Raw genomic sequence first — 23,634 nt, forward strand, 5'->3', positions numbered from 1 at the left:
ATTCACCCTTTTATAAAAGTAATAAAGAGCCAAAGACTTCTTTAGCTCTCTAGGATTTCTCCTTGTTTATCAATTCCTTTAATTCTTGAATAAAAACATTAATATCTTTAAATTGACGGTACACAGACGCAAACCGTACATAGGCTACCTCATCCACATGGGCAAGCCTGTCCATGACCATTTCACCAATCAATTCACTTTTTATTTCGGATATTCCTTGACTGCGCAGTTCCTTTTCTACCCCTTGGGTAATATCCTCTAATTCCTTTAAAGCAACAGGACGCTTTTCACAGGCTTTAATTAAGCCACGTAAAATTTTATCGCGACTGAATTCTTCCCTCGTACCTTCCTTTTTGACGACGATCAGTGGAATTTCTTCAATCTTCTCGAATGTCGTAAAACGATATCCACATTCTTCACACTCACGCCTTCTTCGGGTTGCACGACCCTCATCAACTGGCCGGGAATCAAGCACACGTGTACCATAATTTTGACATGAAGGGCACTTCATTTGATCAACTCCCAAATCAATCCATACATATTTATATATGAACTATCTTATTAAAAAGAAAACGGTAACACAAGAAATTATCAATTTTTTCCGCTTCGAACTAGAGTATGTAATTTGTTAATTTTCTCGTAATATGAAATTAACCTTTTCTTTAAAACGGGATACATACCGACGGGTGAAAACCTTTCAGTAGAAATATTAAAATCTACTGCTGTTTCCATAGGTTTCACTGAAACTACCGTTACAATAAGAAAGCAAGGAACCGGTTTATCAATTTCAACGGCAATTTCCCCATGATCTTTCGAAACAGTTGCGATTCGGCAATCCGCGTCCTGTCTAAAGAGATCCTCAACAGATTTAAATACCTGATTGAAAGTGGCTTTATAGTAATGGGTAGTTAAGGCACTATCCTTTTGATTATCTGAAGTTTCGACCTGCTTTCTAAAACGAATAAATAAGTTACCTAACATAGAATAATTGCCTCCAAATATATCTTTTACCTTAGTTTACAATACTTTGCGAAAAAAATAAAAGAGGTGTACTCAAAATACACCCCTTGTCATTATTATTTTTATAGATTTTAAAGAGCTTTTGCCTGTTTTACTTGAACAGGACCCATACCACGTGGAATTTCAATATTTTCACGTGTTTGTGCATTTAAGCTTTCAGCAATATAATCTGCTGCTACATTGGGATCTAAATCTCCGCATGTATAAACATCAATGCTTGCATAGCCATGTTCAGGGAAGCTGTGAATGGTTAAGTGAGATTCAGAAATGATGACAACACCGCTCACGCCTTGTGGTGCAAATTTATGAAAAGCTACCTCACGAATTTCTGCACCGGATTTAAGGGCTGCTTCGACAAAAGTTTGTTCAATAAAATTCATATTATTCAATTTTTCAAAGTCGCATCCCCATAATTCAGAGATTACGTGACGTCCTATTGTTTCCATATTTATGTTCCCCCTCCAAACATTTTTGCTTCATTCTTGAAATCATTTGTTGATGGTATCTAGTAATTACAACGGGGGAAAGTTAGTCCAATGAGGTCCTAACCCTTTAAGTAATTAATCGGCACCTAATTTCAAGAAGTTCACGATGATTAGTATACTAAGTTTATATTTCTTTTGCAACCTATCATTCTAAAAATTCCCATTTCTTTTTGAGGGGCATGTACCTCAAAAAAAACAATAATCTGTATGGAAAAGGAAACGGCACAAAAAAATGCTGTCCATCGACAGCATTTCTTTATTCTATCCAACTTTCACTGAATTGCTATTCGCCATTAAATGGGCAACATATAAGGTAAGATCAACCACGCGTGAAGAATATCCCCACTCATTATCGTACCAAGCCAGCACCTTTACTTTTCTGTCCCCCATTACCATTGTAGACAGTCCATCGATGATCGCAGAATGCGGATTTGTATTGAAATCAACGGAGACAAGCGGTTCCAATGTAAAGTCTAGAATCCCCTTTAGTGGGCCATTTTTTGCTTCAATAAATGCTTGATTGATTTCATCAAGTGTCACGTCCTGCTTCAAATCGACAACCAGGTCAACGAGTGACACATTTGGTGTAGGTACGCGAAGTGACATTCCATGCAGCTTACCCTTTAACTGCGGTAATACTAGTGACAATGCTTTAGCTGCTCCCGTTGTGGTTGGGATGATAGATTGTCCACATGCTCTGGCTCTCCGCAAATCTTTATGCGGATTATCGATATTCCTCTGATCATTTGTATAGGAATGAATGGTTGTCATAAGACCATTTTCGATTCCAAATTTTTCATCCAAAATCTTCGCCACTGGTGCTAGACAGTTCGTCGTACAAGAAGCGTTGGAAATCACATCGTGTTGGTGGATATCCAACTTTTCTTCGTTAACCCCCATAACAATTGTAATATCCTCATCTTTCCCCGGCGCAGTAATAATTACCTTTTTTGCTCCTGCGTCTAAGTGCAGACTAGCTTTGTCACGTGAATTAAATTTTCCGGTCGCTTCAATCACCACATCAATATTTAAATCTTTCCATGGAAGCTGTTCCGGATTTCGATTACTTAATAATTTTACACGTTTACCGTTTACAATTAGCTCTTCATCTAATGCAATGATATCCCCTTGAAATGGTCCATGAACCGTATCATATTTAATTAAATGAGCTAATGTTTCTGCAGGATAGCTCGCATTAATAGCAATAATATCAAGCTTATTTTCAAGGATAGCTTTTCTAAAAACCATCCTTCCAATTCTCCCAAAACCATTAATTGCAACTCTCGCCTTCATTTCACGGCCCCTTCCGTAATAATGTTATACTTATTAACTTAATTCGATGTAATTAGTATAACATATTTGGATGAAAATGCGATATATAATGTGCGGATTTTTCAAAAGTTTTTAATCCGTATAGCTTGTTAACAGAATATCCATGTTTAATGGGTCGCTGGGGCGGGATATTTGTTATAAAATTAGTTTATAGAAAGGGAGTGAGGTATGTTAATTAGAGGTCGTCCTATACCTGCTGAATTAGTTATTTTGAGAATTTTGAATGGCAAAATGGAATTTACGGAAAGAGAGAAGCTTCATCTTTCAAATCAGGAAAAAGGGTATGAAGGCGAAATGAAGTTTGACAAACTGACTGCGGGATTAGAAAACGAAAATTTGATTCTTAATGATTTGTTACTTGAAGTGGGTGAATCCTTATTCCAAATCGACACTTTAATTATTTTTTCTGGAGTTATCCACCTGATTGATGTGAAATATTTTGAAGGAGAGTACTATTATGATGAAAAGGAGTTGTTTAAAACAAAAACTGGAAGCGAAAAGAAGGATCCTTTGCTTCAGTTGAAACGATGTCATTCCTTGTTCCGCCAATTAATCCAAAAATATGGTTTTAATTTCCATACAGAAGCACACTTGGTTTTCAATAACCCCGAATTTACTTTATTTCATCCAACCCAAAATCCACAAATTATCTTACCGACACAATTAAATTCTTTTATTAAAAAACTACAAAAGATCCCTTCGAGGCTGAATGAAAGGCATTCGAAGCTTGCAGACATGTTAGTTTCCTTGCATATAACTGAAAATCCTTATAGTCGGCTACCGAAGTATGATTTTGATATGTTGAAAAAAGCAATGTTCTGTGGGAATTGCCACTTGTCATCTTTATCGATCAATAGAAAGAAAATAACCTGTAATCAATGTGGGCATGTAGAAGACGTTGATTCCGTGATTCTGCGGAGTGTAGATGAATTAAAGCTCCTGTTTCCAGGGATTAAGATTACAACTAAGTTAGTTCATGATTGGTGTGGGGGGAGTGTTTCAATGAAAACAATAAGACGAATTTTAAAGAAAAACCTCAAGGCAACTGGGAATACAAAGGAAAGCTATTATGAGTAATTTATAAAAAATGGTATTTGATTAGATTGTGCCTATAATTCACGCTTAGTTGGTTTACAGGCATAATGTCGGTTGGATTGTTACGATAATTCGCGTTCAACGGATTTATCGGCACAATCTTGGCCGGATTGTTACGATAATTTGCGTTCATCGAATTTATTGGCACAATCTTGGCCGGATTGTTACGATAATTCACGTTCACCGAATTTATCGGCACAATCTTGGCCGGATTGTTACGATAATACGCGGTCACCGGATTTACGGGAACAATCACCACTGTATTATAATCTTATATACAAAAAAAGAAGGGGTCTCCCCCTTCTTTTTTTACAAGCTATCAATTCCCCAACCCCGTAATATTTCAACGAGCTGTTCCCTCGATTCAGCCACGGCCCCGTTGTTATCAATAATCGCATCGGCTAAAGCCACTTTTTCCGCAAGCGGCATTTGCGATTTTACGCGTGCCTCCGCATCTTCCAACGTGAGATCATTCCTCTCCATTAGCCGCTGCAATTGGACCGAACGATCTACATAGACCAAAATGGTCTTTTCAACCATATATGTTAATTTACTTTCAAACAAGAGTGGGATATCGAGGACAATGACTTGTTCCCCGCTCCCCTTCGCCGCTTCCACTTTGTCACTCATTCTTTTTCTTACTTCAGGATGAACAATATTGTTTAAGAGCTGTCGTTTCTCAGCGTTATGAAAAATGATCGAACCGAGTTTCACCCTATCAATTTCACCGCTAGCCAGTAAAATATCCTGACCAAATTCAGCAACGATTTTTTGATAGCCGGGTTCTCCTTTTTCAACAGCAAGGCGGGCTTCTATGTCTGCATCAATTACTGTAATGTCCATTTCTTTTAACATGTTTGAAACTGTACTTTTTCCACTGGCTATTCCGCCTGTTAACCCGATTACTAGTGACATACTCTTTTCCTTTCTTATCATAATTTCCAAATACCGATGATAATTAATAAAATCCCTGGTAGAAAGGTAAATTTCTGGACCCAACTAAACCTATGAAAATAGGCACCGCTTTTTATTCCTAAAAGAACAAATAAAGAACTCATCACCGCTACGCTGACAGCTAGATAAATAGGGGAGAATCCAATCATAACCGCACCAATTCCTGCGGCAAATGCATCAATAGACAAGGCAAAGCCCAGCATAAATGCCTCAATTCCAGTAATGGTACCTGAACGGTCAAAGTCCGCAGACATTGGTTTTTTTAGAATATTGATGGCGATTCCTAAAGATTGAATTTCAAAATTGACAATTAACTTTTCATGTTCCAGCAGTTCGGAATCCTTTTCTTTTTCAGGCCGGAAAAATTGATACAATACCCAGGCACCGAGAGCAATTAATATTAAGCCCCCCAGGCTTGCCGTGATACCAGGTGATAAGATTCTTTCCAGACCATGTCCAATTGACACAGCAACCAACAATGAAATTGCAGAACAGGTAGCAATAATGAGTACTGATTTGAGCGGCAGTACCATTTTTCTTAATCCGTACGTAAACCCTACGCTAAAGCTATCAAGACTGAGAGCAAAAGCCAGCAGGAGAAGTGAGAACAATTGAAACATGATGTCTAGGGCTCCTTCCGTCAATCACTACGATAGTATATGGCAGGAGCCCATCCTTTGTTATTAAATTGACACTTCTCTTGCTTAAAGCTTTTGACAGTTAGGACAGAAATGGGTTCCTCTTCCGCCGACCTTGGTTTTTTCCAGCGGCCTTCCACAGTTTTTGCAGGCTTCCCCTTCGCGGCCGTAAGCATATAACTCGAGCTGGAACATTCCAATTTCACCCTGTGAATTTACATACGAACGAATGGTACTTCCCCCTTTTTCAACCGCTTCACCTAATGTCGCCACGATTTCCCGATGAAGTAATGTTAGTTCAGGTTCACTCAAAGAATTGGCTAGCCTTTCGGGATGAATTCCTGAACGGAACAAAGCCTCGTCCACATAGATGTTCCCGAGTCCGACAAAGACTTTTTGATCCAGGAGTGCAGGTTTTATTTTTCGATTCGTCTTTTTTAGCCTTTCAGTCAAGTACTCTACAGTAAACTCCTCTGAAAATGGCTCTGGTCCAAGGTCAATTAGCGGGGGCTTGAGAAATTCCTCCCCTTTTTTATACAAGTGCATCGTTCCAAATTTACGAACATCGCGATACCTCAGCTCACTTCCATCTGTAAAATGGAAGATTACATGTGTATGCTTGTCATATGGTTCTTCACTTGGATAAAGCCCATATTTTCCTTCCATCCGTAAATGAGAGACGAGGGCGTACGTATTCGTATAGATGATTAAAAACTTTCCTCTTCGGCCGACATCCTCAATGGTCTCGCCCTTAAGGGCATCCATGAATTGTTCAACTTCGAGTGGATTTTTGATAATTTTTGGCCAATGAATGGTTACATTTTCAATCTGTTTTTGCGAAACAAGTTTTTTTAACGTTTTTCTAACTGTTTCTACTTCTGGCAGCTCTGGCATACAATAAGTCCTCCCTAAGATGACCAGCTTCAGCTTCTAGGTGCTTCCGCTTTTCTATTTCGCGTCAAACCATGTTGGGCCATAGGAAAAGTCTACTTTTAATGGCACTTTTAATTCGAGTGCATTTTCCATAACATCCGGAACTAATTTCTTCAGCGTTTCGATTTCCTCTTCTGGTGCTTCAAAGATGAGTTCATCGTGAACTTGGAGAAGGAGTCTTGTTTTTAACCCATAGTCCTTCAATGCATCCGCCATATCGATCATGGCCTTTTTGATGATGTCAGCGGCACTTCCCTGAATGGGTGTGTTCATTGCCGTTCTTTCGGCAAAGCTTCGAATATTAAAATTACGGGCCGTAATCTCCGGAATATATCTTCTTCTGTGCAGAAGGGTAGTAACATAGCCTTTTTCTCTGCAGGAATGGATAATGTCATCCATATATTCTTTCACTCCTGGATAGCTTGTAAGGTAGCGGTCAATAAATAGTCCAGCTTCCTTACGGGTAATACCAAGGCTCTGCGAAAGACCATAATCACTTATTCCATAAACTATCCCAAAGTTAACTGCCTTTGCCTGACGCCTCATATTGGATGTTACCTCATCAGCACTCACATGGAATACATCCATTGCAGTTTTCGTGTGAATATCAAGATCATCCTTGAATGCCTGAATTAGTTTCTCATCACCGGCAATGTCGGCAAGAACTCTAAGCTCAATTTGTGAGTAGTCCGCAGCAAAAATGATCCATCCAGGTTCTGATGGTACAAAGGATTGGCGGATTTTCCGCCCCTCCTCTAACCGGATAGGAATATTTTGTAGATTTGGGTCAATAGAGCTTAATCTGCCTGTCGATGTTAAGGTTTGTTGATATCTTGTATGAATCTTACCTGTTTCTGGATTGATCACTTTAAGCAGACCTTCAATATAGGTAGATTGCAGCTTTCCTAACTGTCGGTAATTGAGAATATGCACAATGATTTCATGATCATCTGCTAATTTCTCCAAGACGTCTGCGGATGTGGAATATCCTGTTTTTGTTTTCTTAAAGGCTGTCAGGTTCAACTTTTCAAATAAAATCACACCTAATTGTTTAGTTGAATTAATGTTGAACTTTTCACCGGCCAACTCATAAATGGTACCTTCAATTTCAATGAGCCGGTCATGAATTTCGCCGCCCATCTTAAGCAGGCGTTCCTTGTCAACCTTGATTCCGCACGATTCCATATCCGCCAATATCAGTGATAATGGCATTTCCAGCTCTGTAAATAATTCATATTGTTCATTTGTTTTTAACTCGTCTTCCAGCTTTTGTCTCAAATCAAACATTGCGAGACTTTTTCGAACAAGATGCTCTGCCAGCATTGTGTCTTCTGGAATTTTTCTTTTTGCTCCTTTTCCATAGAACGACTCATCTGATTGCATCGTAATTCCATATTTTTTCGCGATGTCTGCAAGATCATCAATCGATTCAGTTGGATTGATAATATAAGAAGCCATTAACGTGTCAAAATTGACCCCTTTTAAATGAATGCCATGCCTTCTTAAGGAAACCTCTGAACGTTTCGCATCATAAACTGTTTTCTTTTTTGAATCATCTTCAGCCCATTTTTTAAAGCTTTCAGATTTTAAAGCTACATCAGTTGGAAAATAATAATAGCCAGTTTCATTTACAAGTGAAAAACCGATAATATCTGCATAATGATAGTTATCGTCGAGCATTTCAATATAAAAATGATTATCTTCAGCGAACAACTCATCCGTTATGACTTCAGGTGTTTGAAACTCTATTTCTTCAAGTTCAAGCTGTTCGGTACTTGTTGTGTCGCCGCCTAACTTTTCCAATAATGAATGAAAGCCAAGTTCTTTATATAAAGCGACAATTTTTTCTCTTTCATATCCCTCAAAAAGGGCATTTTCTACGGATACTTCGACGGGTGCCTGCCTTTCAATCGTGGCAAGCTCCTTACTCATCTTTGCCTGCTCTTTGAATTCTTCGAGTTTTTCCTTTAACTTATTTCCAGCTACTTGATCGATCGAATCTAGTAACTTCTCTAATGTAGAAAATTCCTTCAACAGCTTAATCGCCGTTTTTTCTCCGACACCGGGTACACCTGGAATATTATCGGAAGCGTCACCCATTAGCCCCTTCATATCGATAATTTGCTCAGGCGTTAGACCGTACTTTTCCATTACATGTTCTGGCGTATATTCCTCTATATCTGTGATTCCTTTTCTCGTTATTCCCACTGTCGTTTGTTCAGAGGAAAGCTGTGTTAAGTCTTTATCTCCTGAAATGACTTTAATTTCATAGCCTTCCTTTTCAGCAGATAATGAAAGAGTCCCAATAATGTCGTCTGCCTCATAATTTTCGAGTTCATATCGCTGAATCCCATACGCATCAAGCAGATCCCGAATATAAGGAAATTGCTCCGATAATTCTGGAGGCGTCTTTTGCCTGCCGCCTTTATACTCACCAAATGTCTTATGCCGAAACGTAGTCTTCCCCGCATCGAATGCAACCAGTATATGTGTGGGCTTTTCATCTTCCATAATTTTATTGAGCATCATGGTAAACCCATAAACTGCGTTTGTATGGACACCTTTATCATTATTTAACAGGGGCAGCGCAAAAAATGCACGGTAAGCGATACTGTTCCCATCAATTAATACTAATTTCTTCTTTTCCATCCATTTACCCCTTTCAGGTTAATTAATATATTTATGTAATTCGATGATAAATTCACTGCCTTCACCAACCGTACTTCTCACGTTGATGTTTCCATGATGCGCTTCAACTAAATGTTTTACGATCGCTAATCCAAGACCTGTCCCGCCTGAATCACGGGCTCGTGCCCGATCCACACGATAAAATCGTTCAAATATCCTTGGGATTTCCTCTTTTTTAATTCCTACACCTGAATCTTTCACATGTATTTTCACGGTTTTCTCGTGATCAAATAGTGATATTTTCACATTTCCATTTGGCTGTGTATACAAAATGGCATTACTTATTAGATTAATAAAAACCTGCTTTAATCGGTCATAATCTCCCTGTATATATAATTCTTCCCTATTAATCTCAAGTTCTAGACGAATATTCTTTAATTTTGCTTTTTTATCCAGCATGGTGATCACTTCATTAATTAATTCTAAGAGATCCAAATTCTGAATGTACAGCTTAAACCCGTGCTGCTCAATTTTTGAAAAATCAAGGAGATCTTGGATAAGCTTTTGCATTCGATCGCTTTCTTTATGGATAATGGATAAAAATGCTTCCAGTGTATCCTGATTGTTCATCGCACCATCAATCAACGTTTCGGTAAATCCTTTGATAGAGGTGACCGGTGTTTTTAGTTCATGAGAGACATTGGCAACAAAATCTTTTCGCATTTGTTCAAGCTTTTTAATTTCTGTAATATCATGGAATACCAGTAAAACACCTTTCCAGACATTATTAATTCCGATGATCGGTATCCCTTGAACATCGAAGTACCTTCTTTCAATACCCAATGGTAACAACAAATGTTTTTTTACCTTTTGTTCTGTCCGAAAAACTTCCCCTATGACATTGCGGATTTCTTCCTGCTCAATCACTTCGTAATAAGCTTTATTTAGGTAATTAGTAGATATTACATGGAAAATTTCAGTGTATCCCTTATTGATAAGATTTATAAATCCGCCGCTGTCGATTAACAGAAGCCCAGCACCCATATTTTCAATCAGTGCACTTAAACGATCCTGCTGAATTTCCTGCGCTTTACTCATCTCTTGAAGATTTTTGGCAAGCACATTAATGGATGAACTTAACATCCTTGTTTCGCTTCGTTCATCACCTTCTACTCTTGCCCAGTAATTTCCTTCAGCTAATTCGATGGCGACATGGGTAGCTGCTTCAATTGGTTTTGAATAACGTGCTGTTATTCTATATCCAAGATAGATGAAGACAACTAATGCAATAACTAAACTTATGGATAAAATTAACCATATTTGTCCATATGCCTTTTGAAGTTCACTCGTTTTAGTAATGATGAAGATATATCCTTCTAACTTCCCAGCTTTTAAAACGGGTTTCCATGAATAGTGCAGGTCGTATTCATCGTGTTCTACCAGCTTCGTTTCGTTCTCAGGTTTTTCCTTTAAAACCTCATTAATGTTTTCTTTAATCCCGTTTAAATTTGACTGTTTCCCACTGTCAAACAGAAGAACGCCATTGGCGTCTGTAATGGCGAGCCTTACATCTAGCATTTGGCTTATTTCGTTTACCTGATCCTGATTGATTGAGTTCACTCCGCCATTATTTTCAATATAAAGCTTTAGTAAGCTGCCTTCTTTATTTAGCCGTTCATTATATGTATCAAGGTAATTGCTTTTAAATAGCTGACCAAGTAATATCCCCAATCCGACCAAACCAATGACAACTAATGAGATAAGGGCGAAAAGGAGCTTAGACCGAAATCTATTCATTCCGTCTTTGGCTCCTCGAGTTTATATCCCAACCCACGCACTGTTTTGATATAAATTGGTTTCCTCGTATCAGCTTCAATTTTCTCCCTCAGATGAGAAATATGTACATCAACAATCCGAGTATCACCAGCAAATTCGTAATTCCAAACAGCACTTAGTAACTGATCACGAGTTAAAACTCGATTTTTATTTTGAGCTAAATAATGCAGCAACTCATATTCTTTTAGCGTAATTTCCAATTGCTTCCCTTTAAAATACGCTTCATATTTCTCAGGATAAATCTGCAGGTTTCCAATCGCAATGATTGATGTATCCGGTTGTTCTTCTTCCTTATTAATTGTTTGTATTTGGATTCTTCTTAGGATTGCTTTTACCCTGGCAACTACTTCTCTTGGACTAAAGGGCTTGATCATATAATCATCTGCACCTAGCTCTAGGCCCAATATTTTATCGAACTCATCATCTTTAGCCGTTAACATAAGAATCGGAGTCATGATTTTTTGTTGACGAAGCTGTTTACAGACTTCTATACCGTCCATATTTGGCAGCATCAGATCTAAAACAATAATATCAGGTGCCATTGTTTCTGCTAATTGTTTGCCCGTCAATCCATCCATGGCTGTTATTACATCATACCCTGCTTTTTCCAAATTATATTGGAGCAAAGTGACAATTGACTGTTCATCATCTACAACAAGTACCTTATTCTTCATATTCCCCTCCGCGTGTATGTTTAAATCTTCACATTTTCATTATAATATAGAACCAAAAAGATTACCTCCTATCCAACTTAACCACAAAAAAAGGAATGTGTGAGCACATTCCTTTTCAGATCGTACCGTATTAAAAATTATCTAACACAGTACCATCCATTCCACCTAAGCGATAGGGAGGGCAAACCATTAATTTTCCAGTTATAACAACTTCGTTTTCTTCATTTGTCCCAACAACTGTAATTGCCACGGTATGGTCATCGTGATCGATTTGAACAACCTCTAACAATAACTCGACAGTTGCATAGTGGTAAACAGGCTTAGGGAAATTGATTTCCTGGCTGATAATATGGCTTCCAGGCCCAGGTAAATATTTTGAAACAGCCGATGTAATCATTCCTGTAAGCATAACGCTGGGGACAATCGGCTTTTTGAAAGGTGTTTGGGATGCATAATCATGTTGAATAAATAGGGGATTGGCATCATCGGTAAGCCCTAAAAAAAGAAGAATGTCCTTATCCTCGATTTTTTCAGTTAATGCTAGTTTTTCCCCGACTGATATTTCTTTAATTTCTCTTCCTAGTTTTCTTTTTTTTCCTAAAAGCATTTAGCGGCCTCCTTTGTAAACGGTTTCATCGTGCGGTAGAAAAAATTCGAGGAAAAGTTTTTCCCCGAATTTCTAGTTTATTAAACTAATACTTTCATTACGTTTTGAACGGATTCAACGGACTTGTCTAATGCAGCTTTCTCTTCAGCTGTTAGATCAAGCTCAATTACTTTTTCAATTCCGTTTGCACCAAGGATGGTTGGCACACCAAGGTAGATACCTTCGTATCCAAATTCTCCTTCAAGATAGGCAATCGAAGGAAGAACACGACGCTGGTCTTTTAAGATTGCCTCACACATCTCTACTAGGGAAGCTGCAGGAGCATAATAGGCACTGCCGTTTCCTAGTAAATTAACGATTTCGCCGCCGCCTTTTCTAGTACGCTCGACAATAGCCTCTAAACGATCTTTAGGGATTAAGGTTTCTAATGGAATCCCACCTGCATAGGAATAGCGTACAAGTGGAACCATATCGTCACCATGACCACCTAATACAAAGCCGGTAATATCTTTCACAGAAAGATTTAATTCTTGTGCAACGAATGTACGGAAACGAGCAGTATCCAATACACCAGATTGACCGATTACACGGTTTTTAGGGAATCCTGATTCTTTAAATACCGTATAAGTCATGGCATCAACCGGATTGGTTAATACAAGGATTATACAGTTTGGAGAATACTTTACAATTTCCTTTGTAACACTTTTCATTACCTTTTGGTTGGTTTGAACTAAGTCATCTCGGCTCATTCCAGGCTTACGAGCAATACCTGCAGTAATAACAACGATATCAGAATCACGAGTATCTTCGTAATTAGAGGTACCAGTGATATTCGAATCAAATCCTTGTACTGGACTAGCTTCAAGCATGTCTAATGCTTTTCCTTTAGTAGGATTTTCCATTTGAGGGATATCAACCAGAACGACATCGCCCAATTCTTTTTGAGCAAGTAAGAATGCAGTTGTAGCACCAGTGAAACCTCCACCAATTACGGAAACCTTTTTACGCTGTAAAGACATTTTTAACTCTCCCCTTTGAAAGTATTATTGTCGATAGTCGAAAGGGCTGTTCGAAAACAGCCCTGATTATCCATGTCAAGTTTTCTCTAGGTGCACTAGCCTACTAATTATTCCATGTTCTTAATTAATTCATCTGCAAATTCAGATGTTTTAACTTCTGTTGCTCCATCCATTAAACGAGCGAAGTCATAGGTTACTACTTTAGAAGCGATCGTTTTTTCTACTGACTTAATAACCATAGTAGCTGCTTCATTCCAGCCTAAGTGCTCAAGCAGTAATACACCTGAAAGGATAACAGATGAAGGATTTACCTTATCAAGTCCTGCGTATTTTGGAGCTGTACCATGTGTTGCTTCGAAAATAGCATGACCAGATTCATAGTTGATGTTTGCTCCAGGAGCAATTCCAATTCCGCCTACTTGTGCAGCAAGCGCATCAGAAATGAAGTCCCCGTTTAAGTTCATAGTTGCTACAACATCAAACTCACGTGGACGTGTAAGAATTTGCTGTAAGAAGATATCAGCAATTGCATCTTTTACAATAATCTTTCCAGCTGCTTCAGCTTCAGCCTGTGCTTTATTTGCAGCGTCTGTACCTTGATCAGCCTTAATGCGATCATATTGAGCCCATGTAAACACTTTTTCACCAAATTCTTTTTCAGCAAGCTCATAACCCCAGTTTTTGAACGCGCCTTCTGTGAATTTCATGATATTTCCTTTGTGAACAAGCGTAACAGATTTACGGCCTTCTTTAATGGCATAGTTAATCGCTGCGCGTACAAGACGAGAAGTTCCTTCTTCAGAAACTGGCTTAATACCAATACCTGAAGTTTCAGGGAATCTGATTTTCGTAACACCCATTTCGTTTTGTAGGAAGTTGATTACTTTTTTAACAGCTTCTGTGCCTTTTTCATATTCGATTCCTGCATAGATATCTTCAGTGTTTTCACGGAAAATAACCATATCCGTATCTTGCGGACGCTTTACAGGAGAAGGAACACCTTCAAACCATCTAACTGGTCGTAAGCATACAAATAAATCTAACTCTTGGCGCAAAGCTACGTTCAATGAACGAATACCGCCGCCAACAGGTGTTGTAAGCGGGCCTTTGATTGCAATCAAATATTCGTTGATTAGATCAAGTGTTTCTTGTGGAAGCCATTCACCAGTTTGGTTAAAAGCCTTTTCCCCCGCAAGAACTTCTTTCCAAACGATTTTCTTCTCACCTTTATAGGCTTTTTCAACTGCTGCATTTAAAACTCTCTCGGAAGCTGCCCAAATATCTGGACCAATTCCGTCTCCCTCGATAAATGGGATAACTGGATTGTTTGGTACATTCAATACTCCATTGGTAACTGTGATTTTTTCGCCTGTCATGATTAAAGTCTCCCTCCGTATGTAAAAAGCAATCAATAGATTGATTCCTTGGTTAGAGATACGTATCTCTAACCAAAGGATACAATCCTATTAGACCAATTTTTTTCAAAAAAGTAAAATAATTAATTAACCTCTTTGGTTAATTGGAACGTATGTCTGCATGCCGGGACCAGTATATTCCGCACGCGGACGAATTAAACGGTTGTTATCATACTGTTCTAAGATATGAGCCAGCCATCCAGAAACCCTGCTTACAGCAAAAATCGGTGTAAATAAATCATGGTCAATACCTAAGCTGTGGTACATAGACGCAGAGTAGAAATCTACGTTTGGCGGTAATTTCTTTTCGCCTGTAACGATGCTTTCTATCTTTTCAGACATCTCATACCAATGAGGCTCGCCTGTAAGCTCTGTTAACTTTTTAGACATTTCTCTTAAGTGCTTGGCACGAGGATCGCCTAAGCGATAAACTCGGTGTCCAAAGCCCATGATTTTTTCCTTGTTTTCGAGCTTTCCGCGAACATATGGCTCAACATTTTCGATTGTGCCAATTTCTTTAAGCATTTTCATTACTGCTTCATTCGCACCGCCATGAAGTGGACCTTTAAGTGCTCCGATTGCAGCTGTAATACCGGAATAAACATCTGATAGAGTTGCAACACAAACTCTTGCCGTAAATGTGGAAGCATTAAGTTCGTGGTCTGCATGTAAGACAAGGGCCTTATCTAATGCATCGACTGCAATTTTATCCGGCTCATTACCTGTTAACATATAAAGGAAGTTTGCCGCAAAGCCTAAATTTGTTTTTGGAGCAATTGGCTTAAGACCTTTTCTGACACGTGCAAAAGTAGCTACAATTGCAGGCATTTTAGCTTGTAGTCGAATAGCCTTTTGATAGTTTGACTCAGCGTCCATCAAGTCTGCCTCTTCATCATAAAGTCCTAACAATGATACTGCTGAACGAAGCGCAGCCATTGGATGAACTTTATCAATCGGATACATGTTAAAGTGCTCAATCACTTCTTTTGGTAATGCCGCGTTGTCAGCTAGCTGCTGTTTCAATTCAGCTAATTGAGGTTCTGTCGGTAATTTACGGTGCCATAACAAATAAATAACTTCTTCGAAACTTGCATTTTGAGCTAAATCATCGATGTTATACCCAACATAGGTCAACGTATCGTCAATGATTGAGCTGATAGAAGAAGTTGTTGCCACTACCCCTTCAAGACCGCGTGTTACTGTCATAGAAAATCTCTCCTTCGCTTTCTAATTTCCCCATTGTCCATCTCTGTAAAAAAAGAATTATTTTTATCAGCTGAAAATTGTTATTAATTACAGCCATGTTGAAAGAAACTCTTCATTTCAAATTTTGCATATGAATTACTAACGCGCGCACCCATCAAACAAATATCTAGATTGAGCGCTTGCTCGGGTTAAAGCCAGCAAATTGAATAACCTTTTCTTTATTAAAAAAAGTTATTACCAAGTAATCTAGCATATTTATGTGACTTATGTAAAAAAGGATACGCTTTCAAGTCCTATTATAAACAATTATCAGATTTTTGTGAACGAAAAGGAGCCGAAAAGTTCAAAAAAATATTATTTTACAAAATATCTAACTAAAAAAGTTGATTATTTTCATGGCTGTATAGGCTATTCCTGCCCCAATTAATGGACCTACGGCCACACCTTTAAAGATTGATACAGACAAAATCGTTCCTAGAACTAGTGCCGTTGTAATATGTGGGTCATCTTCTAATAGTGAGACCCCGCCCTTGGCAAGTAAGGCAACGGCTATTCCTGAAATCAGTGCCACCCAAGCTAATGATGATTTAAAGGCACCAGAAAGGTCCTTGAAACCAATTTCTCCCGAAGCAATCGGTGCTAAAACGGCAATCGTAATAACAGTAACTCCCCAGTTTATTCCTTTACTCTGTATAAAAGTGAAGGTTTTTGTTTCAAGTCCACTCAATTTTAATACAAGTAAAACGACGATAGCAATGATCAAGGATTGGTTTTTTGCAATAATTCCAATAATCAATAGCAGCAATAAGAATAAAAACGACTCATTAAACATCCATTTCACTCATCCTTTTCTCGAATCTAATATGGAAAATCATGCAGTTTTGTACAAAAAATGTTAAACTTAAAGTACCTAGTTGACTGGTTAAGGAGGCATGTTATTGGATAAAAAGTACTTGTACAGAACCATGAGATTTATTTTGGTCATTGGCAGTGTAGTTCTTGCACTTCTATCTTTTTATTATTTGTCAAAGGTGACCTATCCATTTCTAATTGCCTTAGTTATTGCATTTTTTATTAATCCAATTGTTAATGCTTTTGAAAAGAAACTTCGAATGCCTCGGGGATTAGCTGTTTTTGTAGCTTTAATTATTATTTTCGCCTTAGCTGTTGGCTTAGTTACACTCTTGGTAGCGGAAATCGTCTCCGGAGCAAATTATCTGGCTAGAGTGGTACCGGAGCATTTGGATACATTAATCGGTTACATTGAAGAATACATTACTGCTCAAATTATCCCTCTCTATAATCAATTAACCAGCATGTTTAACCAGTTAGAGGATGGACAACAAAATACCATTATATCAAACATACAAAATGTGGGTGCCACGATTGGATCCACTGTGGGAACGTTCATTCAAAATCTCTTTGGCAATATTCCTGTGATTTTATCCTGGTTTCCAAATGCCGCAACGGTGCTTATTTTCTCATTATTAGCCACTTTCTTTATTAGTAAGGATTGGCAGCGGTTTTCTCAACTTGGAAACAAAATACTACCTGAGAAAGCTAAAACAAGTGGTAAAACCGTATTTATTGATCTGCAAAAGGCCCTATTTGGCTTTTTGAAGGCTCAGCTAACACTTATCTCCATTACAACCGTCATTATTTTAATTGGGCTCTTGGTCCTTCGGGTTGATTACGCAATTACGATCGCCTTAATCACGGGGATGGTTGATATTATTCCCTACTTGGGCACTGGCGCTGTTTTTGTGCCATGGATTATTTATGAAATCATTGCTGGGGATATGGGACTTGCCGTGGGATTAGGAGTACTTTATTTACTCGTCTTAGTTCAGAGACAAGTTATGGAGCCTAAAATTCTTTCGTCCAATATTGGTCTCGATCCATTGGCCACCTTAATCGCGTTGTTTGTCGGGTTTAAATTAATTGGTTTCCTAGGACTAATCGTCGGTCCCGTTGCCCTTGTTATCATAAGCACGCTCTATCGTGCAAATGTTTTTCATGATTTGTGGGCTTTTATTAAAGGAAAAGAAGACTAATAAATAAAAACGTCAACCCCAACATTAGGAGTTGACGTTTTTTTATTTGATTATCTTTATATTCCCTTTTTCGATTCGCCTGCGTATAGCGTTAATCATAAGGAATTTAAATGGCTTTCTTGTTGGAGGAAATAACAGAAAGAATCCGAATACGTCAGTGATAAAACCAGGTGTTAATAGAAGTGTGCCGCCAATTAATATACAAATGCCATCCAAGACTGAGTCACCAGGAATTTGACCGTAGGCAAGTTGTTCCTGTGCTTTTTTTATGGTTTGCAGTCCTTCTCTTTTTGCCAAATAGGCTCCCACAACTCCTGTTAAGATAATAAATGCTAGGGTTGGTAAAAAACCGAATGTTTTACCTGATAATAACAGCACCCCAATATCGATTGCGGGTATCACAATAATTGATAAAGCCAAATAGCGCATGTTTTAATCTCCTTCAAAACCAGCTTGTATACATTATATACCGAATGGGTGAAAAAATGCTCAAAAAAAGGAAGGGGTAATCCCTTCCTTTTTCTAAAAATAAGTATGTTATAGTTCTTAAACTTTGTTTACTGTCCAGATCCAGCGCCCTAGCGGCTAGTGTCCTTCGCTCTCCGCCCTACGATAAGTCAACATCGAATCGCCTCCGGCTCTTCGTGTTTCCTTTATCTCAGTTGGAGTGCTCCAGGCCATACGCCGCTGACCAGGGCGCTTCCGCTTTTCTCATTAGAGGACACTTGCATGCCCGTTATAGATGACACCTCTTGTTCCGTCAACTGTTATCTCTTGGCCATCTCTGAACAGTTCTAGGACGTTTTCAACACCCACAATGACTGGTATTCCTAGGTTAAGTCCGACGACTGCTGCATGGCTGGTTAACCCGCCTTCTTGCGTAATCAAGGCCGCACATTTTTCAATCGCCGGTACCATGTCACGGTCGGAGCCAAGCGTAACTAAAATGGAACCTGGTTTAACTTTATCGATTGCTTCCTGCGCATTATTGGCAATTACCACTTTACCAAATGCAGACTTACGGCCGATTCCTTGGCCTCTTACGATGATATCACCGACCACATGAATTTTCATTAAGTTGGTTGTGCCTGTTTCACCAACTGGAACACCAGCAGTGATGACAACTAAATCACCATGTTTGACGATTCCGCTGTTTACACTTTCTTCAACAGCACTATCGAGCATTTCGTCAGTAGAGCTGCATATTCTGCCAAGTTGGGAATATACACCCCAAACAAGTGATAGACGGCGGCAAACTTGCTCGTTGGCAGTAACTGCCACAATTGGTGCCTTTGTACGGTATTTTGAAATCATTCTAGCGGTATGTCCACTCTCAGTTGGTGTAATAATTGCATTTACATCAAGATTTAAAGCAGTATAAGCAACTGACTGGCCAATGGCATCCGTAAGATTGTGTTCTGTATTTTTACTGCGTGCAGATAGAATTTCTTTATGGTCTAAAGCCTGTTCTGCTCTAGAAGCAATATTGTGCATAGTTTGTACAGCTTCAACTGGATATACTCCTGCAGCCGTTTCACCGGATAACATGATAGCATCTGTGCCATCAAAGATCGCATTGGCAACATCACTTGCTTCTGCACGTGTTGGACGAGGATTCCGCTGCATGGAATCAAGCATTTGTGTAGCAGTTATAACAGGTTTACCTTGTGCATTACATTTCTTAATTAACATTTTTTGCACTAGCGGTACTTCTTCTGCTGGGATTTCCACGCCAAGATCGCCACGAGCTACCATTAAACCATCAGAAACTTCAAGGATTTCATCAATATTATCGACGCCCTCTTGGTTTTCAATCTTAGGAATAATATGAACATGTGTCGCTTGCTTTTCTTCTAGGATCTGACGAATCTCCAATACGTCACTTGCACGACGAACAAATGAAGCCGCGATAAAATCCACACCTTGCTCAATACCGAAAAGAATATCATTTGTATCTTTTTCAGTGATACCTGGAAGCTTTACAGAAACTCCTGGAACGTTCACACCTTTTTTGTTTTTCAAGGTTCCAGTGTTAAGGATTTTGGTATGAATTTCACCTTGTTCCTTATCAATATCAAGGACTTCTAGTCCAATAAGACCGTCATCTAATAAAATTTTAGAGCCCACGTGAACATCATCAATTAATCCAGGATATGTAATTGAAAACTTCTCTGTGGTACCTTCGACTTCAGTCATTGAAACAATAATGTTATCCCCTGATGTAAGTTCAATTGCTCCATTTACCATATTATTTGTGCGGATTTCAGGACCTTTGGTATCAAGGAGAATCGCAACTGTTTTACCAGTCATTTTCGTTGCTTCACGAATGTTTTGGATTCTCTGACCATGTTCTTCATAGTCACCATGGGAGAAATTCAAGCGTGCTACATTCATTCCGGATTCCATCAATTGAGTTAACTTTTCTATACTTTCACTTGCAGGACCAATCGTACATACGATTTTCGTTTTACGTAACATCTTTGTTTCCTCCTATAATTCAGCTAGTACTTTGCGCGAAATAACTATTTTACATTAAAATCGACCTTAAGACTTTAACAACAATCTTTAAGAAAACAGCCTAGATAGATAATTCTTTTGAAAGTTTTACAAGTTCCAGGTCTAGCTTATGCTTTCTTTCTAAAGCTTCGACGATATCGTAATCCACAAGGCTATTTTTTTCAATTCCCACAGCACGTCCGCCCTTGCCCTCAATTAATAATTCGACTGCTCTTGCTCCCAAGCGGCTTGCCAGCACTCTATCAGCTGCTGTTGGTGAACCACCGCGTTGTATATGCCCAAGTACAGATAATCTAACATCAAAGTTAGTTGCTTCTTTAAGCTGTTTGGCAATATCATTGCCGTTGCAAACTCCTTCAGCCACAATAATGATACTATGCTTTTTCCCGCGTTCCTGTCCCTTGCGAAGTCTGTCTACGATCTCATCCAAATCATAGACTTCTTCAGGGATTAGTATGGTTTCTGCACCACCGGCTAATCCAGCATACAATGCTAGGTCCCCTGCGTCCCTTCCCATTACCTCAATGACAAAGGTTCTTTCATGAGATGTTGCAGTGTCACGGATTTTATCTAATGCATTAATAACGGTGTTTAAGGCTGTATCAAAACCAATGGTAGCTTCAGTACCAGGAATATCGTTATCAATCGTTCCAGGCACACCCACGCATGGAAAGCCTTGTTGTGTCAATGCTCTGGCACCTTGATAAGAACCATCGCCGCCTATAACAACGATTCCTTCAATACCATGTGCTTTTAACTGTTCAATTCCCTTTTGCTGTCCCTCTGGTGTTTTAAATTCTGGACAGCGTGCTGTTTGCAGCACTGTTCCTCCGCGATGAATAATATCACCTACAGAGCCAAGTTCAAGTTTTTTTATTTTTCCAGAAATGAGTCCAGTGTATCCACCATAAATCCCATAAACCTCAACGTTATGATAGATTGCCTTTCGGACAACCGCCCGAATAGCCGGGTTCATTCCAGGTGAGTCACCGCCGCTAGTCAAAACACCAATTTTTTTCATTTATACCACCTCATGCTTATTTATTAAAATTGTATGTATAGCCATGATAGAATTCTTTTTTCAAGTATATGAAATAGGTCCAACGGTACTTTATCTATTATTCACATAAAAGCCGGGAATATTTATAAAATACCATGAAGAGTTACCTATAACAACTTAATCACATTAGTAAAATTAATAGACGGAATTGTCGGTAAACTGGAAACGCTTAATAGAAAAATGGTAACGCCAACATTAACAGATAATGGTAATTTATTGACAAATGTGTGAAATCTCCAAAATAATAAAAACGCGCTCTGTAAGCACGTTTTTAGATACTTATATAATCTTTTAAAAAGGAATATTCTCCAATTGTTCTAAATTTATTATAGCGATCTACGATTAATTCCTCTTCTGATAATTCTAAAAGTTCCTTTAAGGATTTCTTCAGGAAGTTGTCAATCGCCTCCGCTTGACCTTTTACGTCTTTATGTGCCCCACCTTTAATTTCTGGGATAATATCATCAACGATGCCAAGCTCCTTCAAATCAGGTGCCGTTATCTTCATAGACTCAGCAGCCTTTTTTGCAAGTGAAGAGTCTTTCCAAAGAATAGCAGCAGCACCTTCTGGTGAGATAACAGAGTAAGTTGAGTTTTCAAGCATATACATGCGGTTACCTACTCCTAAAGCTAACGCACCACCACTTCCGCCTTCACCAATAACGATGCAAATGACTGGAACTTTTAGCCCGGCCATTTCAAAAAGGTTACGTGCTATAGCTTCACTTTGACCTCGCTCTTCGGCAGCTTTTCCTGGGTAGGCACCTTTTGTATCAATAAAACAAATGATTGGACGCTTAAACTTATCGGCTTGCTTCATTAACCGCAAAGCTTTTCTGTAGCCTTCAGGATGAGGCATTCCAAAATTTCTGCGAATATTTTCTTTGGTATCTTTTCCTCTTTGATGTCCTATCACCGTAACCGGCAGACCTCGAAATTTGGCAACACCACCGACAATTGCTTCATCATCTCCAAAAGCTCTATCTCCATGGCATTCAAAAAATCCTTCAAACAGGTTATCAACATAATCCAATGTGGTCGGTCGATTTGGATGACGCGCAATCTGCACACGGTCCCATGGTTTAATGTTGTTATAGATATCTTTTTCAAGTTTTTCAAGCCTTGATTCTAATTTTTCAATTTCTGAAGATAAATCAACATCTGCGGTTTTTGTAAACTCTTTTAGTTCGGCGATTTTGTCCCGCAGTTGTACGATTGGACGTTCAAATTCTAATTCTCCTACCATCCGAGCTCACCTCCTGGTTGATGAATTTCAAGTAAGTTTGTGATTTTGTCGATTAATTCAGGACGAGAAATGATCGCATCAAGCTGACCATGCTTTAATAAGAATTCAGCTGTTTGAAAATCTTCAGGGAGTTCCTCACGAATCGATTGTTCAATCACCCGGCGGCCAGCAAAACCAATTAGTGCACCTGGTTCTGCAAAGTTGTAGTCACCCAGTGACGCAAAGCTCGCTGAAACACCGCCCGTTGTTGGGTGGGTCATCATTGAGATAATAAGTCCCCCATTTTCACTAAATCGTTTTAATGCAACGCTCGTTTTTGCCATTTGCATTAAACTTAAAACACCTTCTTGCATTCTGGCACCGCCCGATGCAGTAAAAATAATAAATGGTACGGACAGTTCATCAGCCTTCTCAATTGCACGAGTGATCTTCTCACCTACAACGGACCCCATGCTTCCCATCCTAAATGTAGAATCCATTACAGCTAAAACAAGCTTATTTCCGTTTACACTTCCACAGCCCGTTACTACTGCTTCATTCATTTTTGTTTTTTGACGGTCTTTTTCTACTTTTTCAAGATAATCCGGGAAGTTTAAGGGATTTTCAGATACCATGTTATCATTGATTTCTACAAAGCTGTCCTCATCTAAAAAGCTGGCTATCCGCTCTTTTGCGTTCATAGCAAAGTGATATCCACACTGCAAGCAAACCTTCATATTTTTCGTTAATTCTTTTGTATACATAATGGTTTTACATGATGGACACTTTGTCATAATCCCTTCCGGTACATCACTTTTTGCAGCCTCGGTAGGAATCGTTGCGTATTTTTTCTTTTTAGGTGTATTTTTTGTAAAAAGTTCTTTAAGCAATTTGCCCAAACCTCCCTCGTTGGAAAAAAATCAAGCCAAACGGCAA

Annotated in this window: 22 protein-coding genes; 2 read left to right on the forward strand and 20 right to left on the reverse strand. The window is 38.8% G+C overall.

Annotated elements, in window-relative coordinates; all coding sequences use genetic code 11:
* Nucleotides 1–49: 49 nt before the first annotated feature.
* The 4 genes from nrdR to V7108_RS01090 form a co-directional block, all read right to left on the reverse strand.
* Nucleotides 50–511 carry a transcriptional regulator NrdR gene (gene nrdR, locus V7108_RS01075; protein ID WP_045523558.1) on the reverse strand — a complete coding sequence of 154 codons (462 nt, stop codon included), beginning with the start codon at nucleotides 509–511 and terminating at the stop codon, nucleotides 50–52.
* Between the two features lie 80 nt (nucleotides 512–591).
* Nucleotides 592–981 carry a hypothetical protein gene (locus V7108_RS01080; protein WP_335567152.1) on the reverse strand — a complete coding sequence of 130 codons (390 nt, stop codon included), beginning with the start codon at nucleotides 979–981 and terminating at the stop codon, nucleotides 592–594.
* Between the two features lie 110 nt (nucleotides 982–1,091).
* Nucleotides 1,092–1,466 carry an adenosylmethionine decarboxylase gene (gene speD, locus V7108_RS01085; RefSeq protein ID WP_335509285.1) on the reverse strand — a complete coding sequence of 125 codons (375 nt, stop codon included), beginning with the start codon at nucleotides 1,464–1,466 and terminating at the stop codon, nucleotides 1,092–1,094.
* 300 nt (nucleotides 1,467–1,766) lie between these two features.
* The gene (locus V7108_RS01090; RefSeq protein ID WP_335567153.1) at nucleotides 1,767–2,798 is read right to left on the reverse strand and encodes a glyceraldehyde-3-phosphate dehydrogenase; all 1,032 of its coding nucleotides are present in this window, start codon (nucleotides 2,796–2,798) and stop codon (nucleotides 1,767–1,769) included.
* Between the two features lie 207 nt (nucleotides 2,799–3,005).
* Between V7108_RS01090 and V7108_RS01095 the strand changes: the two genes are divergently transcribed.
* Entirely contained in the window at nucleotides 3,006–3,914 is a 909-nt protein-coding gene (locus V7108_RS01095) for a nuclease-related domain-containing protein (RefSeq protein WP_335567154.1), read from the forward strand.
* A gap of 327 nt (nucleotides 3,915–4,241) precedes the next feature.
* On the opposite strand, the gene coaE is transcribed toward V7108_RS01095, so the two are convergent.
* The 11 genes from coaE to V7108_RS01150 all read right to left on the reverse strand — a co-directional run bounded on the left by coaE (nucleotide 4,242) and on the right by V7108_RS01150 (nucleotide 16,674).
* Nucleotides 4,242–4,847: a dephospho-CoA kinase gene (gene coaE, locus V7108_RS01100; RefSeq protein WP_335567155.1), complete on the reverse strand. Its 606-nt coding sequence runs from the start codon at nucleotides 4,845–4,847 to the stop codon at nucleotides 4,242–4,244.
* A gap of 17 nt (nucleotides 4,848–4,864) precedes the next feature.
* Nucleotides 4,865–5,506, reverse strand: a complete 642-nt coding sequence (gene ytaF / locus V7108_RS01105) for a sporulation membrane protein YtaF (protein WP_335517832.1) — start codon at nucleotides 5,504–5,506, stop codon at nucleotides 4,865–4,867.
* 84 nt (nucleotides 5,507–5,590) lie between these two features.
* A complete protein-coding gene (gene mutM, locus V7108_RS01110) occupies nucleotides 5,591–6,418 on the reverse strand; it encodes a DNA-formamidopyrimidine glycosylase (RefSeq protein ID WP_335517830.1) in 828 nt (275 codons plus the stop codon).
* A 54-nt stretch (nucleotides 6,419–6,472) separates the two neighbouring features.
* Nucleotides 6,473–9,106 (reverse strand): DNA polymerase I, encoded by a 2,634-nt coding sequence (polA, locus tag V7108_RS01115; RefSeq protein ID WP_335567156.1) that lies wholly within the window; start codon nucleotides 9,104–9,106, stop codon nucleotides 6,473–6,475.
* Nucleotides 9,107–9,124: 18 nt separating this feature from the next.
* Nucleotides 9,125–10,882 carry a two-component system histidine kinase PnpS gene (gene pnpS, locus V7108_RS01120; RefSeq protein WP_335567157.1) on the reverse strand — a complete coding sequence of 586 codons (1,758 nt, stop codon included), beginning with the start codon at nucleotides 10,880–10,882 and terminating at the stop codon, nucleotides 9,125–9,127.
* Complete coding sequence (locus V7108_RS01125; protein ID WP_335519820.1) at nucleotides 10,879–11,595, reverse strand: response regulator transcription factor; 717 nt, start codon at nucleotides 11,593–11,595, stop codon at nucleotides 10,879–10,881. The genes pnpS and V7108_RS01125 overlap by 4 nt, the downstream gene beginning before the upstream one ends.
* A gap of 130 nt (nucleotides 11,596–11,725) precedes the next feature.
* The gene (locus tag V7108_RS01130; RefSeq protein WP_335567158.1) at nucleotides 11,726–12,202 is read right to left on the reverse strand and encodes a MaoC/PaaZ C-terminal domain-containing protein; all 477 of its coding nucleotides are present in this window, start codon (nucleotides 12,200–12,202) and stop codon (nucleotides 11,726–11,728) included.
* Nucleotides 12,203–12,282: 80 nt separating this feature from the next.
* Nucleotides 12,283–13,221 (reverse strand): malate dehydrogenase, encoded by a 939-nt coding sequence (gene mdh / locus V7108_RS01135; RefSeq protein ID WP_335519813.1) that lies wholly within the window; start codon nucleotides 13,219–13,221, stop codon nucleotides 12,283–12,285.
* A 107-nt stretch (nucleotides 13,222–13,328) separates the two neighbouring features.
* Nucleotides 13,329–14,597, reverse strand: a complete 1,269-nt coding sequence (gene icd / locus V7108_RS01140; protein ID WP_335519810.1) for an NADP-dependent isocitrate dehydrogenase — start codon at nucleotides 14,595–14,597, stop codon at nucleotides 13,329–13,331.
* Nucleotides 14,598–14,723: 126 nt separating this feature from the next.
* The gene (gene citZ / locus V7108_RS01145; RefSeq protein WP_335567159.1) at nucleotides 14,724–15,842 is read right to left on the reverse strand and encodes a citrate synthase; all 1,119 of its coding nucleotides are present in this window, start codon (nucleotides 15,840–15,842) and stop codon (nucleotides 14,724–14,726) included.
* 370 nt (nucleotides 15,843–16,212) lie between these two features.
* Nucleotides 16,213–16,674 (reverse strand): DUF441 domain-containing protein, encoded by a 462-nt coding sequence (locus tag V7108_RS01150; RefSeq protein ID WP_335567160.1) that lies wholly within the window; start codon nucleotides 16,672–16,674, stop codon nucleotides 16,213–16,215.
* Nucleotides 16,675–16,780: 106 nt separating this feature from the next.
* On the opposite strand from V7108_RS01150, the gene ytvI reads away from it, so the two are divergent.
* Nucleotides 16,781–17,896 (forward strand): sporulation integral membrane protein YtvI, encoded by a 1,116-nt coding sequence (ytvI, locus tag V7108_RS01155; RefSeq protein WP_335519802.1) that lies wholly within the window; start codon nucleotides 16,781–16,783, stop codon nucleotides 17,894–17,896.
* 42 nt (nucleotides 17,897–17,938) lie between these two features.
* Here the strand turns inward: ytvI and V7108_RS01160 are convergent, their stop codons facing one another.
* From V7108_RS01160 to accD, 5 genes are all read right to left on the reverse strand, one after another.
* Nucleotides 17,939–18,325 (reverse strand): FxsA family protein, encoded by a 387-nt coding sequence (locus tag V7108_RS01160; RefSeq protein WP_335567161.1) that lies wholly within the window; start codon nucleotides 18,323–18,325, stop codon nucleotides 17,939–17,941.
* A 285-nt stretch (nucleotides 18,326–18,610) separates the two neighbouring features.
* Complete coding sequence (pyk, locus tag V7108_RS01165; protein ID WP_335513627.1) at nucleotides 18,611–20,374, reverse strand: pyruvate kinase; 1,764 nt, start codon at nucleotides 20,372–20,374, stop codon at nucleotides 18,611–18,613.
* A 100-nt stretch (nucleotides 20,375–20,474) separates the two neighbouring features.
* Nucleotides 20,475–21,434, reverse strand: a complete 960-nt coding sequence (gene pfkA, locus V7108_RS01170) for a 6-phosphofructokinase (protein WP_335513629.1) — start codon at nucleotides 21,432–21,434, stop codon at nucleotides 20,475–20,477.
* A 310-nt stretch (nucleotides 21,435–21,744) separates the two neighbouring features.
* Nucleotides 21,745–22,719 carry an acetyl-CoA carboxylase carboxyl transferase subunit alpha gene (gene accA, locus V7108_RS01175; RefSeq protein WP_335513631.1) on the reverse strand — a complete coding sequence of 325 codons (975 nt, stop codon included), beginning with the start codon at nucleotides 22,717–22,719 and terminating at the stop codon, nucleotides 21,745–21,747.
* Nucleotides 22,713–23,588 carry an acetyl-CoA carboxylase, carboxyltransferase subunit beta gene (gene accD, locus V7108_RS01180; RefSeq protein WP_335513633.1) on the reverse strand — a complete coding sequence of 292 codons (876 nt, stop codon included), beginning with the start codon at nucleotides 23,586–23,588 and terminating at the stop codon, nucleotides 22,713–22,715. Before accD ends, accA begins: the two co-directional genes overlap by 7 nt.
* Between the last annotated feature and the right edge of the window lie 46 nt (nucleotides 23,589–23,634).

Source organism: Neobacillus vireti, assembly GCF_036962345.1.
Lineage (GTDB): Bacteria > Bacillota > Bacilli > Bacillales > Cytobacillaceae > Neobacillus > Neobacillus vireti_A.

What these genes read in the sequence shown, in the direction of transcription:
- nrdR (WP_045523558.1), bottom strand. Translation starts at nt 511, where the DNA reads ATGAAGTGCCCTTCATGTCAAAATTATGGTACACGTGTGCTTGATTCC.
- V7108_RS01080 (WP_335567152.1), bottom strand. Translation starts at nt 981, where the DNA reads ATGTTAGGTAACTTATTTATTCGTTTTAGAAAGCAGGTCGAAACTTCA.
- speD (WP_335509285.1), bottom strand. Translation starts at nt 1,466, where the DNA reads ATGGAAACAATAGGACGTCACGTAATCTCTGAATTATGGGGATGCGAC.
- V7108_RS01090 (WP_335567153.1), bottom strand. Translation starts at nt 2,798, where the DNA reads ATGAAGGCGAGAGTTGCAATTAATGGTTTTGGGAGAATTGGAAGGATG.
- V7108_RS01095 (WP_335567154.1), top strand. Translation starts at nt 3,006, where the DNA reads ATGTTAATTAGAGGTCGTCCTATACCTGCTGAATTAGTTATTTTGAGA.
- coaE (WP_335567155.1), bottom strand. Translation starts at nt 4,847, where the DNA reads ATGTCACTAGTAATCGGGTTAACAGGCGGAATAGCCAGTGGAAAAAGT.
- ytaF (WP_335517832.1), bottom strand. Translation starts at nt 5,506, where the DNA reads ATGTTTCAATTGTTCTCACTTCTCCTGCTGGCTTTTGCTCTCAGTCTT.
- mutM (WP_335517830.1), bottom strand. Translation starts at nt 6,418, where the DNA reads ATGCCAGAGCTGCCAGAAGTAGAAACAGTTAGAAAAACGTTAAAAAAA.
- polA (WP_335567156.1), bottom strand. Translation starts at nt 9,106, where the DNA reads ATGGAAAAGAAGAAATTAGTATTAATTGATGGGAACAGTATCGCTTAC.
- pnpS (WP_335567157.1), bottom strand. Translation starts at nt 10,882, where the DNA reads ATGAATAGATTTCGGTCTAAGCTCCTTTTCGCCCTTATCTCATTAGTT.
- V7108_RS01125 (WP_335519820.1), bottom strand. Translation starts at nt 11,595, where the DNA reads ATGAAGAATAAGGTACTTGTTGTAGATGATGAACAGTCAATTGTCACT.
- V7108_RS01130 (WP_335567158.1), bottom strand. Translation starts at nt 12,202, where the DNA reads ATGCTTTTAGGAAAAAAAAGAAAACTAGGAAGAGAAATTAAAGAAATA.
- mdh (WP_335519813.1), bottom strand. Translation starts at nt 13,221, where the DNA reads ATGTCTTTACAGCGTAAAAAGGTTTCCGTAATTGGTGGAGGTTTCACT.
- icd (WP_335519810.1), bottom strand. Translation starts at nt 14,597, where the DNA reads ATGACAGGCGAAAAAATCACAGTTACCAATGGAGTATTGAATGTACCA.
- citZ (WP_335567159.1), bottom strand. Translation starts at nt 15,842, where the DNA reads ATGACAGTAACACGCGGTCTTGAAGGGGTAGTGGCAACAACTTCTTCT.
- V7108_RS01150 (WP_335567160.1), bottom strand. Translation starts at nt 16,674, where the DNA reads ATGTTTAATGAGTCGTTTTTATTCTTATTGCTGCTATTGATTATTGGA.
- V7108_RS01160 (WP_335567161.1), bottom strand. Translation starts at nt 18,325, where the DNA reads ATGCGCTATTTGGCTTTATCAATTATTGTGATACCCGCAATCGATATT.
- pyk (WP_335513627.1), bottom strand. Translation starts at nt 20,374, where the DNA reads ATGTTACGTAAAACGAAAATCGTATGTACGATTGGTCCTGCAAGTGAA.
- pfkA (WP_335513629.1), bottom strand. Translation starts at nt 21,434, where the DNA reads ATGAAAAAAATTGGTGTTTTGACTAGCGGCGGTGACTCACCTGGAATG.
- accA (WP_335513631.1), bottom strand. Translation starts at nt 22,719, where the DNA reads ATGGTAGGAGAATTAGAATTTGAACGTCCAATCGTACAACTGCGGGAC.